Annotated in this window: 13 protein-coding genes; 8 read left to right on the top strand and 5 right to left on the bottom strand. The window is 59.2% G+C overall.

Going from position 1 to position 11,668, the window contains the following annotated elements; translation table 11 throughout:
* Positions 1-52 precede the first annotated feature (52 nt).
* The 5 genes from AEQ67_RS27060 to AEQ67_RS27040 all read left to right on the top strand — a co-directional run bounded on the left by AEQ67_RS27060 (position 53) and on the right by AEQ67_RS27040 (position 4,164).
* Entirely contained in the window at positions 53-526 is a 474-nt protein-coding gene (locus AEQ67_RS27060; protein WP_059406833.1) for a hypothetical protein, read from the top strand.
* 165 nt (positions 527-691) lie between these two features.
* Positions 692-946: a YkgJ family cysteine cluster protein gene (locus AEQ67_RS27055; protein WP_059406832.1), complete on the top strand. Its 255-nt coding sequence runs from the start codon at positions 692-694 to the stop codon at positions 944-946.
* Positions 947-987: 41 nt separating this feature from the next.
* Positions 988-1,593 (top strand): START domain-containing protein, encoded by a 606-nt coding sequence (locus tag AEQ67_RS27050; RefSeq protein ID WP_059406831.1) that lies wholly within the window; start codon positions 988-990, stop codon positions 1,591-1,593.
* Positions 1,594-1,721: 128 nt separating this feature from the next.
* Positions 1,722-2,039, top strand: coding sequence for a hypothetical protein (locus AEQ67_RS36040; protein WP_059406830.1), 318 nt, complete (start codon positions 1,722-1,724; stop codon positions 2,037-2,039).
* A 31-nt stretch (positions 2,040-2,070) separates the two neighbouring features.
* On the top strand, positions 2,071-4,164 hold the full coding sequence (locus AEQ67_RS27040) for an LTA synthase family protein (RefSeq protein ID WP_059406829.1): 2,094 nt from the start codon (positions 2,071-2,073) through the stop codon (positions 4,162-4,164).
* Between the two features lie 59 nt (positions 4,165-4,223).
* On the opposite strand, the gene AEQ67_RS34335 is transcribed toward AEQ67_RS27040, so the two are convergent.
* Positions 4,224-4,382 (bottom strand): DUF3309 family protein, encoded by a 159-nt coding sequence (locus AEQ67_RS34335; RefSeq protein ID WP_169858239.1) that lies wholly within the window; start codon positions 4,380-4,382, stop codon positions 4,224-4,226.
* Between the two features lie 311 nt (positions 4,383-4,693).
* Here AEQ67_RS34335 and AEQ67_RS27035 point away from each other — a divergent pair, with 311 nt between their 5' ends.
* The 3 genes from AEQ67_RS27035 (at position 4,694) to csrA (ending at position 6,246) form a co-directional block, all read left to right on the top strand.
* Positions 4,694-5,509, top strand: a complete 816-nt coding sequence (locus AEQ67_RS27035) for an SDR family oxidoreductase (RefSeq protein ID WP_059406828.1) — start codon at positions 4,694-4,696, stop codon at positions 5,507-5,509.
* Between the two features lie 65 nt (positions 5,510-5,574).
* Complete coding sequence (locus tag AEQ67_RS27030; protein WP_059406827.1) at positions 5,575-5,907, top strand: YnfA family protein; 333 nt, start codon at positions 5,575-5,577, stop codon at positions 5,905-5,907.
* Between the two features lie 153 nt (positions 5,908-6,060).
* Positions 6,061-6,246, top strand: coding sequence for a carbon storage regulator CsrA (csrA, locus tag AEQ67_RS27025; RefSeq protein ID WP_059406826.1), 186 nt, complete (start codon positions 6,061-6,063; stop codon positions 6,244-6,246).
* Between the two features lie 4 nt (positions 6,247-6,250).
* Here the strand turns inward: csrA and AEQ67_RS27020 are convergent, their stop codons facing one another.
* The 4 genes from AEQ67_RS27020 to AEQ67_RS27005 all read right to left on the bottom strand — a co-directional run bounded on the left by AEQ67_RS27020 (position 6,251) and on the right by AEQ67_RS27005 (position 11,556).
* Positions 6,251-6,478 (bottom strand): YheU family protein, encoded by a 228-nt coding sequence (locus AEQ67_RS27020; protein ID WP_007945785.1) that lies wholly within the window; start codon positions 6,476-6,478, stop codon positions 6,251-6,253.
* Positions 6,479-6,680: 202 nt separating this feature from the next.
* Entirely contained in the window at positions 6,681-7,871 is a 1,191-nt protein-coding gene (locus AEQ67_RS27015; protein WP_059406825.1) for an osmoprotectant NAGGN system M42 family peptidase, read from the bottom strand.
* A gap of 161 nt (positions 7,872-8,032) precedes the next feature.
* Positions 8,033-9,781, bottom strand: a complete 1,749-nt coding sequence (ngg, locus tag AEQ67_RS27010; protein ID WP_059406824.1) for an N-acetylglutaminylglutamine synthetase — start codon at positions 9,779-9,781, stop codon at positions 8,033-8,035.
* Between the two features lie 2 nt (positions 9,782-9,783).
* Positions 9,784-11,556 (bottom strand): N-acetylglutaminylglutamine amidotransferase, encoded by a 1,773-nt coding sequence (locus tag AEQ67_RS27005; protein WP_059406823.1) that lies wholly within the window; start codon positions 11,554-11,556, stop codon positions 9,784-9,786.
* Between the last annotated feature and the right edge of the window lie 112 nt (positions 11,557-11,668).

Genomic DNA, 11,668 nt, shown 5'->3' with positions numbered 1-11,668 from the left:
GTTGCGTGCAACAGGCGAGCATACGGCCCTCTGCCGTGAGTGCTGTTGGGTCATGAAACCTATTCTTCCCGCCGTTTGGCTATCGATCTGCCTGTTGATGACCTTTCCCGCCGAAGGCGTCATGGCGGCTGCCGTTCAGGAAAAACCGCCAGCAAGCGCAAGCGCCACGTCGAAGAAACCGGCACCGGCCAAGAAAGCCGCGCCGGCCAAAAAGAAAACGGCAGTGGTGAAAAAACGTGCGCCGATTGCTTCCAAATCGAAACCGGCGAGCGAGGTGGTGAAAACTCAACTGCCACCGGCCACATTGGATTTGAGCCTGCCCAAGGACATGGCCGAGGAGTTGAAGCCGATCGGTACAGTCCCGTTGCCCCGCCACGATACGGTGTTACCGCAAATGTTCGGTGACAAGGCGACTCCGTTTCAGCTCAATGGACGGCTGATCAGCAACGAAATGCAGTTGCAACTGCGTAACGAAGAGCGCCGTGAAGTCGAAGGCGCTGCGCTGGAATTCGAGTTCAAGCGCTAATTTGATCCCGTCCGTGACCCGCCAACCAGACGCTTTGTCGGAGACTGGTCAGTCACCTTCGTTTCAGCTAAAAAACCCGGTCCCAAGTAATTTTAAACAACTGTTTTAGCGGTTACTCTGTGTCCCGTCCTTTAACACATCGCTTATCGCGAGGAGCTCGTCGTCATGAAATGCCGTGCAGGCTGTGGCGCCTGTTGCATTGCCCCTTCCATCAGTTCACCGATTCCTGGCATGCCTAATGGCAAAGCTGCGGGAGAACGCTGCGTACAACTCTCAATCGAAAACCTGTGCAGTATTTTCGGTAAGCCGGAGCGCCCGGCGGTGTGTTCGGCATTTGAGGCCGACGTCGAGGTTTGCGGCAGCAGTAATGACGAAGCGATCAAATTGCTGGGTTGGTGGGAGGAAATGACGGCTGCGTGATGTGTTCGAGGAACGGAACTTCAACAATAAGGAATAAGACTATGGGTTCGCTGCATCGTATGGCTGTGTTGTGTGGTTTGACGGTTTTGCTGGCCAACACGGCTGCGCAGGCCGAGGACTGGAAAGTCGCCAAGAACGAAGATGGCATCAAGGTTTCCCTGAGTGAAGTGGCTGGGTCCGATTACAAGGCCTACCAGGGCGTGACCATGATGAAAACCACCCTGGCTAAGCTGCGTGCGCTGCAGGAAGATGTGCCGGGCGCCTGTGCCTGGATTCACGAATGCAAGACCCAGAAGTTGCTTAAGCACGAAGGCGATCAGAGCTGGACTTACACTCAGTTCAATACGCCTTGGCCGGTGACTGCGCGTGATTCGGTGTTGCATGTCACTACCACTGTGGGTGCTGATGGCAGCCTGACTCGCAAACTTGAAGGTGTGCCGACGTACATTCCTGAAGAGAAGGGCTTTGTGCGGGTGACCAAGGTTGATGGTTTCTGGAAGTTTGTGCCCAAGGGCGATCAGGTTGAAGTGACCTATCAGGTGCATACCGAGCCGGGCGGTAGCATTCCTTCGATGGTTGCCAACAAGTTTGTGGTGGATGCGCCTTTTAATACCTTGAAAGCTTTGAAGGAACGCGCTGAGAAGTAACTTCGGCGTTTTTGTGCATATCCGTTTTCTTCGGTAACGGCCGCTGGCGGTTTTGCTTTTACAGCGAGTGAAAGCCCTGTAGGAGCTGGCTTGCCAGCGAAGCATTCGAATACACCACGTTTATCCTGATGAAACGCGCCATCGTTGACGATCTTCGCTGGCAAGCCAGCTCCTACAGGGCTCTTCCAAGTGACTCGCTGCAAGAGCGAAACCATAAGCCGCCACTACCGCAGCAACGGATATACACACAAACCAACGCCAATAATGTGTTTCCAGATATCGCCCTGTACGAAATTTTCACAAAGCGTCCAAGACAATTCGCCCGCGCCAACATCCGGGCAGTAATCAATGGCATTGCGGCGGTTGATCGTGCAACATTTGCGCACCGCGCAAGCCCCGGGGCCGAGAACTGGCCAACAGAGGGCAAGGCGCAGCTGTATTTTTGAAACTTAAACTTCCAATGGGTCCTAAAACGACATGGCAATCCCGGACGCCCTGAATCAGCAGCGAGCTTCTAGTCGCCTGCTGCAACCGACCGTCAAATCGCATCTGGCCTACACGCTACTGTGTGCCCTGGTCATGATGGTCATGTTCAGCCTGCTGCGCGTCGCGCTGCTGGTCTACAACCGCGAGATGATCCTCGACACGCCAGCTTCGACCTTCCTTGAAGCATTCGCCAACGGCCTGCGTTTCGACCTGCGCCTGGTGGTCTACCTCTGCATTCCTTTGCTGCTGGCACTGTTCAGCGCACGCGCCATGGCCGCACGCGGGTTCTTCCGTTTCTGGTTGACCATTGCCTCGAGCATCGCGCTGTTCCTCGGCCTTATGGAGATGGACTTCTACCGCGAATTCCACCAGCGCCTCAACGGCCTGGTCTTCCAGTATGTGAAAGAAGACCCGAAAACCGTGATGAGCATGCTCTGGTACGGTTTTCCGGTGGTTCGCTACCTGCTGGCCTGGGTCGTGGGCACCGTGATCCTGACCCTGGCGTTCAAGGGCGCCGACCGTGCGACCCGCCCTCGTGGCCCGTTCAGCGGTGGCAGCATCGGCACGCGCCAGATCGCTCCGTGGTATGCGCGCATCGCGGTGTTCGTGGTTTGCTTGCTGGTTTGCGTGGTTGCCGCTCGTGGCACCCTGCGTCAAGGTCCGCCGCTGCGTTGGGGTGACGTCTACACCACCGACTCGAACTTCGCCAACCAGTTGGGCCTCAACGGCACATTGTCGCTGGTCGCAGCGGCGAAGAGCCGGATGTCCGAAGATCGCGACAACATCTGGAAAGCTACGTTGCCGCAGCCGCAAGCGCAGCAAATCGTGCGTGACATGCTGGTGATGCCGGACGACAAACTGGTGGATGCCGAGACCGCCGCCGTGCGCCGTGATTACACGCCGCCGAGCGACAAGACGCTGCCGATCAAGAACGTTGTCGTGATCCTGATGGAAAGCATGGCCGGTCACTCGGTCGGCGCCTTGGGTGCGCCGGGCAACATCACGCCGTACCTCGACAAACTGTCGAAAGAAGGCCTGCTGTTCGACCGCTTCTTCTCCAACGGCACCCACACCCACCAGGGTATGTTCGCCACCATGGCCTGCTTCCCGAACCTGCCGGGTTTCGAATACCTGATGCAGACCCCGGAAGGCAGCCACAAACTGTCCGGCCTGCCGCAGTTGCTCAGTGCGCGTAAGTACGACGACGTGTACGTCTACAACGGCGACTTCGCCTGGGATAACCAGTCGGGTTTCTTCAGCAACCAAGGCATGACCAACTTCATTGGTCGTAACGACTTCGTCAACCCGGTGTTCTCCGACCCGACGTGGGGCGTGTCCGACCAGGACATGTTCGACCGTGGCCTGGTAGAGCTCAAGGCACGGGAAAACGGCAAGCCGTTCTATGCGTTGCTGCAAACCCTGTCCAACCACACGCCATACGCCTTGCCGACGCCATTGCCGGTCGAGCGTGTGACCGATCGCGGTAGCCTGAACGAGCATTTGACCGCCATGCGTTACGCGGACTGGTCGCTGGGCCAGTTCTTTGAAAAGGCCCGCAAAGAGCCGTATTTCAAGGAAACCCTGTTTGTCATCGTTGGCGACCACGGGTTTGGCAACGAGCGTCAGATCACCGAAATGGACCTGGGCCGCTTCAACGTACCGATGCTGATGATCGCACCGGGCATCCAGGAAAAATTCGGCCAGCGTGACCACACCGTGGGCACACAGATCGACATCGTGCCGACCATCATGGGTCGCATCGGTGGCGAAGTGCGCCATCAGTGCTGGGGACGTGACCTGCTCAATCTGCCTGAAGGCGACACCGGTTTTGGTGTGATCAAGCCGTCGGGCAGCGAACAGACCACGGCCATCATCACCGCTGACCAGATCCTGGTGCTGCCGAAAGAAAAAGAGATGGAGCCGAAGATGTACCAGTACGAACTCGGCGCCACGCCTCACGCCGAGATCGTGCCGAATGCACCGCGTACGGCTGAGCTGAAACTCAAGCTCGAAGCGTTCCTGCAAACGGCGACCAAAAGCCTGATCGACAACACCGCCGGTGTGGTTGACGGCAAGCCGGACTAAGTGTTGGCGCAATAAAAAAGAGGCCCTTGAAAGGGCCTCTTTTTTTGCCTGTTAATTCTTTATATCTTGCCAAGCAACAGCAGGATCAACAGCACTACCAACACCACGCCGATGATACCCGACGGGCCATAACCCCAACTTCTGGAGTGTGGGAAGACCGGCAAACCACCTACCAGCAGGAGGATCAGAATAACGATAAGAATTGTGCCCATGTCTATTTCCTTGTTGGAAGTGTTCTGGAATGACCTAACCTTTAACTGTCAGCTGGAATGCAAGTAAATCCGAGCTGCTTACAAAATCCGACTGTCGCGCATGAAGGAAAATTCCAAGTTTTTTTAATGTTTTTCGAAGAAAGCGTTATTTCGTTTGTTTTAGTTGCGCTAGTTACTCATCTATACCTGTAGGAACTGCCGAACGCTGCGATCTTTTGGCTTTGCCTGCGCCATTCAGCAATCTGATGGAGCGTGGGTCTGGCAATTTCCTTCGCTACACTCGGCACATCTTCCCCAGAACAACAAGGCTGTTTGCTATGCAAAATCGCATGATGATCACTGGCGCGGGCTCAGGCCTGGGTCGCGAAATCGCGCTACGCTGGGCGCGCGAGGGCTGGCAGCTGGCCTTGTCGGACGTCAGCGAGCCCGGCCTGCAAGAAACCCTGAAACTGGTTCGCGAAGCCGGCGGCGACGGTTTCATCCAGCGTTGTGATGTACGTGATTACAGCCAGCTGACGGCCTTCGCCCAGGCCTGCGAAGAGAAGCTCGGTGGCATCGATGTCATCGTCAACAATGCCGGCGTCGCCTCGGGCGGGTTCTTCAACGAACTGTCCCTGGAAGACTGGGACTGGCAGATCGCGATCAACCTGATGGGCGTGGTCAAGGGTTGCAAGGCCTTCCTGCCGCTGCTGGAGAAAAGCAAAGGCAAGATCATCAACATCGCGTCCATGGCAGCCCTGATGCAAGGCCCGGCCATGAGCAACTACAACGTGGCCAAGGCCGGCGTGGTGGCGTTGTCCGAAAGCCTGTTGGTCGAACTGGCGCAGCAGGAAATCGGCGTGCATGTGGTGTGCCCATCGTTTTTCCAGACCAACCTGCTGGATTCCTTCCGCGGCCCGACACCGGCCATGAAAGCCCAGGTCGGCAAGTTGCTGGAAAGCTCGCCGATCACCGCGTCCGACATTGCCGACTATATCTATCAGCACGTCGCCGACGGCGAGTTCATGATCCTGCCGCACGAGCAGGGCCGCATGGCCTGGGCGCTCAAGCAGAAGAACCCGCAATTGCTCTACAACGAAATGACCGTCATGGCCGACAAAATGCGCGCCAAGGCCAAACAAACCGCAGGCTGAACTTGCCCGCAGGCAACCCCCTCGTTAGGGTGGCCGCCATCGGCCATCCCTTGCGAGACGTTTGCATGCTCAATTACCTGTGGTTTTTTCTCGCCGCGCTGTTCGAAATCGCCGGCTGCTTTGCGTTCTGGATGTGGCTGCGCCAGGGCAAAAGCGTGTGGTGGGTTGTGCCGGCGCTCCTCAGCCTGACCTTGTTTGCCTTGCTGCTGACCCGAGTCGAAGCGACCTACGCTGGTCGCGCCTATGCCGCTTACGGTGGCATCTACATCATTGCGTCGATTGGCTGGCTGGCGGTGGTCGAGCGGATTCGTCCGCTGGGCTCGGACTGGATCGGTGTGGCTCTGTGCGTAATCGGGGCCAGCGTCATCCTTTTCGGGCCGCGTTTCTCCGCGTCCTGAAGGATCGGTCCTTCATTGACATGATTTGTCGGAAGTTTCCGTAAGAGGCGCTCGGCTGGTGCTGTAGGGGCGTTCTGGTTTGCTGCCGTCGCATTGAAGACCTGCCAAGGGCCGGGCATCTTCAGGGTTCGATAACCCTGAAGGACGAATGCCATGCTTGTACTCAGCCGCGTTGTGGGCGAATTGATTTCCATCGGTGACGAGATTTCCGTGCGCGTTGTAGCGGTCAGCGGAGACAGCGTGCGCTTCGGTATCGAAGCGCCACGGGCCGTCCCTGTGCACCGTGAAGAAATCTACGACCGTATCCAGCTCGAACTGGATAAAACCAAGGGACGCTAAGGCCTCAGTCGAACAGGTGCTTGGGCACGTCATGCTTGAGCATCAACTGACATTGCTCGCTTTCCGGATCGAAGACAATCAACGCCTGGCCTTTGGTCAATGCCTGACGAACACGCAAAACGCGGGTTTCCAGCGGCGTGTCATCACCGTTGTCCGTGCCGTCACGGGTCACGAAATCCTCGATCAGGCGGGTCAGGGTGTCGACTTCAAGTTGGTCGTAAGGGATCAGCATAGGCACCTCGGCTAAACAATGGCGCGATGCTACGGCGAATGGGCGGTTGCGGCTAGCCCGGGCCTGATGCGGTGCCTGATTAGACGCCTTCGCGGGCAAGCCCGCTCCCACAGGGTGACCGAGTTCGTTCATGAGAATGCGGTCAAATGTGGGAGCGGGCTTGCCCGCGATGGCCATCTTTCAAACAACGAAAACCCTTGGATCAGCTCTCCGACCGCTGCCCCACCAGACTGTCCACCGACGGCACCCGGGTATCACTTTCCATCTGCGTGTCATGTTCGATCTGATGACTGAACCGGTCCAGCGAACCCTTGGCCGGTTGCGCATCGCTGGCGAACACTGGCGGGCTGAGAATGTAGGCGCCGAGCAGACGGCTGAGCGCTGCCAGGCTGTCGATGTGGGTGCGTTCGTAGCCGTGGGTGGCGTCGCAGCCGAAGGCGAGCAGGGCGGTGCGAATGTCGTGGCCGGCGGTGACCGCCGAGTGAGCATCGCTGAAGTAATACCGGAACAGGTCGCGACGCACCGGCAACTCGTTGTCACTGGCCAGTCGCAGCAGGTGCCGCGACAGATGATAGTCATACGGCCCGCCAGAATCCTGCATCGCCACGCTCACCGCGTGTTCGCTGGAGTGCTGGCCCGGCGCGACGGGCGCAATGTCGATGCCGACGAATTCACTGACATCCCAAGGTAATGCCGCCGCAGCGCCGCTGCCGGTTTCCTCGGTGATGGTGAACAACGGATGACAGTCGATCATCAGCTCTTCGCCGCTGTCGACGATCGCTTTCAGCGCCGCCAGCAGCGCTGCCACACCGGCCTTGTCGTCGAGGTGACGGGCGCTGATGTGGCCGCTTTCGGTGAACTCTGGCAGCGGATCGAAGGCGACGAAATCGCCGACGCTGATCCCCAGTGAGTCGCAATCGGCGCGTGTGGCGCAATAGGCGTCCAGGCGCAATTCGACATGATCCCAACTGATCGGCATTTCATCCACGGCGGTATTGAACGCGTGCCCGGAAGCCATCAGCGGCAACACGCTGCCACGGATCACGCCGTTATCGGTGAACAGGCTCACCCGACTGCCCTCGGCAAATCGACTGGACCAGCAACCGACAGGGGCCAAGGTCAGGCGACCGTTATCCTTGATCGCGCGAACCGCCGCGCCGATGGTGTCCAGGTGCGCCGAGACTGCACGGTCCGGGCTGTTCTTCTTGCCCTTGAGGGTGGCGCGGATGGTTCCGCGTCGGGTCATTTCAAATGGAATGCCCAGCTCTTCAAGCCGCTCGGCGACGTAGCGCACGATGGTGTCGGTGAACCCGGTCGGGCTGGGAATGGCGAGCATTTCCAGGAGGACTTTTTGCAGGTAGTTGAGGTCTGGTTCGGGAATTTTGCTGGTCATGGAAACTCCTGATGAGTAAACAGCATCGATGGTTTCGATGAGGGGAAAGGAAGGGTTGCCTGAACGGACGCCTTCGCGGGCAAGCCTCGCTCCTACAAAGGCAACGGTGACCTGTAGGAGCGAGGCTTGCCCGCGAAGAGGCCCGTCCAGGCGCTACATCACTAAGAAACCGCCGGCTGACTATGCGGAAACAACAAATCCACAAACCGCTCGGCCGTCGGCTGCGGTTCATGGTTGGCCAGTCCGGCACGTTCGTTGGCTTCGATAAACACATACTCCGGCTGATCGGCCGCCGGCACCATCAGGTCGAGCCCAACCATTGGAATATCCAGCGCCCGCGCCGCGCGCACCGCCGCATCCACCAGGGTCGGATGCAGGATCGCCGTGACGTCCTCAAGCACGCCGCCGGTATGAAGATTCGCCGTACGCCGTACGAACAGATGCTCGCCGGCCGGCAGAATGCTCTCGTAGCCGTGACCCGCCGCCTGCAAAGTGCGCTCGGTCTCATGGTCCAGCGGGATTTTGCTTTCACCGCTGGTGGCGGCCTGCCGGCGTCGACTCTGGGCCTCGATCAGTGCACCGATGGAATGCTGACCATCGCCCACCACCTCTGCCGGCCGGCGAATCGCCGCAGCGACCACCTCGAAACCGATCACCACAATCCGCAAATCCAGACCTTCGTGAAAGCTTTCCAACAGCACGCGGCTGTCGAACTGGCGGGCCGATTCGATGGCTTGCTGAACCTCTTCGATGGTCCGCAGATCCACCGCCACCCCTTGACCCTGTTCGCCATCCAGCGGTTTGACCACCACCCGTTCGTGCTCGTCGAGAAACGCCAGATTGTCATCGGCGTTACCCGCCAGTTGCTGCGACGGCAGGTTCAAGCCGGCCGCCTTGAGCACTTTGTGCGTCAGGCTTTTGTCCTGGCACAGGCTCATGCTGATGGCGCTGGTCAGGTCGCTGAGCGATTCGCGGCAACGCACCCGACGCCCGCCATGGCTGAGGGTGAACATCCCGGCATCGGCGTCATCGACCTGCACATCGATGCCGCGACGGTGAGCTTCCTCGACGATGATCCGCGCATACGGGTTGAACTCGGCTTCCGGGCCCGGGCCCAGGAACAACGGCTGATTGATGCAGTTCTTGCGCTTGATGGCGAAGGTCGACAGGTTGCGGAAGCCGAGCTTGGCGTAAAGACTTTTCGCCTGCCGATTGTCGTGCAGCACCGACAGGTCGAGGTAACTCAGGCCACGACTCATGAAGTGCTCGATCAAATGCCGCACCAGCACTTCGCCGACACCGGGTCGCGAACATTGCGGATCGACCGCCAGGCACCACAGGCTGCTGCCGTTTTCCGGATCGTTGAACGCCTTGTGATGATTGAGGCCCATCACGCTGCCGATGATCGCGCCGCTGTCTTCGTCTTCGGCCAGCCAATACACCGGGCCGCCCTGATGACGCGGGGTTAACAGGCTCGCGTCGATCGGCAGCATCCCGCGCAATTGATACAGCTGATTGATCGCCTGCCAGTCCGCATCGCTTTGCGCGCGACGAATGCGAAAGCCGCGAAACACTCGGGTGGACTGACGGTAATCGCTGAACCACAGGCGCAAGGTGTCGGACGGATCAAGGAATAGCTGCGCCGGCTCCAGCCCCAACACCTGCTGGGGCGCGGCGACGTACAGGGCAATGTCGCGTTCGCCGGTATGTTCGTTGAGCAATTCCTGGGCGAGGCTCGCCGCATCGGGAAAGGTGTGGCCGATCAGCAACCGGCCCCAACCGCAATGCACGGCAATTGGCGCCGCACCCAGTTCGCTGCCGTCTTCGGCGAGGCGTGCCTGCAAGCGTTCGTAAGAGGGCGCCTGACCGCGCAACAAGCGTTGGCTATAAGCCGTGGCATGAGGTTTCATGATCAGAGTCCTTGTTCACTGAGCCACAGGTTCAGCGCCGCCAATTGCCACAGCTTGGAGCCGCGCAACGGGGTCAGTTGACCTTGCGGGTCGGTCAGCAGGCGGTCGAGCATGGCCGGGTTGAATAGGCCGCGATCCTGACTCGGGTCGAGCAACAATTCACGCACCCAGTTCAATGTGTCGCCCTGCAAATGCTTGAGACCCGGCACCGGGAAGTAACCTTTCTTACGGTCGATCACTTCACTTGGAATCACCAGCCGCGCCGCTTCTTTCAGGACCTGTTTACCGCCGTCCGGCAGTTTGAATTTGCCCGGCACCCGCGCCGACAATTCCACCAGGCGATAGTCGAGAAACGGCGTGCGCGCTTCCAGGCCCCAGGCCATGGTCATGTTGTCGACGCGTTTGACCGGGTCGTCCACCAGCATCACCGTGCTGTCCAGACGCAGGGCTTTGTCGACGGCGGCATCGGCACCAGGTTGTGCGAAATGTTCCTTCACGAAGTCGCCAGCGGCGTCATTCGCTGTCAGCCATTTCGGCTGCACCGTGGCGGCGTAGTCCTCGTAGCTGCGATCGAAGAAGGCATCGCGGTACGCCGCATACGGATCGCTGGCGCCATCCACCTGCGGATACCAGTGGTAACCGGCGAACAGTTCGTCGGCGCCTTGGCCGCTTTGCACCACCTTGCAGTGCTTGGCCACTTCACGCGACAGCAGATAGAAGGCAATGCAATCGTGGCTGACCATCGGCTCGCTCATGGCGCGGAACGCGGCCGGCAGTTGCTCGATGATCTCTTTTTCGTCGATGCGCAGTTGGTGGTGCTGGGTGTTGTAGTGCTTGGCGATCAGGTCCGAGTACTGGAACTCGTCGCCACGCTCGCCACCGGCATCGTGGAAACCGATGGAAAAGGTCGAGAGGTTTTCCACGCCGACTTCACGCAACAGCCCGACCAACATGCTCGAATCGACACCGCCGGAAAGCAGCACGCCGACATCGACCGCAGCACGTTGGCGAATCGCCACGGCGTCACGGGTACTGTCGAGCACGCGGTCGCGCCAGTCTTCGAGGGTCAGATTCATCTCATCGGCGTGTGGGCCGTAGGGCAGGGTCCACCAGGTTTTCTGCTCGGTGCTGCCATCCGCTTCGATACGCATCCAGGTGGCTGGCGGCAGTTTTTCGATGCCGGCCAACAAGGTGCGCGGTGCCGGAACCACGGCGTGGAAATTCAGGTAGTGATTGAGCGCCACCGGATCGAGGATCGGGTTGATGTCGCCGCCCTTGAGCAATGCCGGCAACGACGAGGCAAAGCGCAGGCGCTGGCCGGTGCGCGACAGGTACAGCGGCTTCACGCCGAGACGGTCACGGGCGATGAACAGGCGTTTGGCGTCGCGTTCCCAAATGGCGAAGGCGAACATGCCGTTGAGTTTCGGCAGCAGTGCTTCGCCCCAGGCGTGATAGCCCTTGAGCAGCACTTCGGTGTCGCCGCCGGAATAGAAGGCGTAACCGAGGCTTTCCAGCTCGGTGCGCAGTTCCGGGAAGTTGTAGATCGCGCCGTTGAAGGCCAGGGACAAGCCCAGTTGGTTGTCGATCATCGGCTGCGCCGAGCCGTCCGACAGGTCCATGATTTTCAGGCGTCGATGGCCCAGGGCAATCGGCCCCTGGCTGTGGAAGCCCCACGCATCGGGGCCGCGAGGCGCCAGGTGATGGGTGATTCGTTCAACGGCCGCGAGGTCCGCAGGTTGATGATCAAAGCGTAACTCGCCAGCTAATCCGCACATAAAGTCCTTACCGGTTTTTCCGTTGGGGAGGGTCAATCGATACCTGCCAGAAACGGCAGGTACTCAGAAACTGACCCGGCTCAATCCCCGGAGTTTTAGACCGATAAGTTAT

Source organism: Pseudomonas sp. RIT-PI-q, assembly GCF_001297125.1.
Lineage (GTDB): Bacteria > Pseudomonadota > Gammaproteobacteria > Pseudomonadales > Pseudomonadaceae > Aquipseudomonas.
This window is presented reverse-complemented; position numbering and strand designations above follow the sequence as displayed.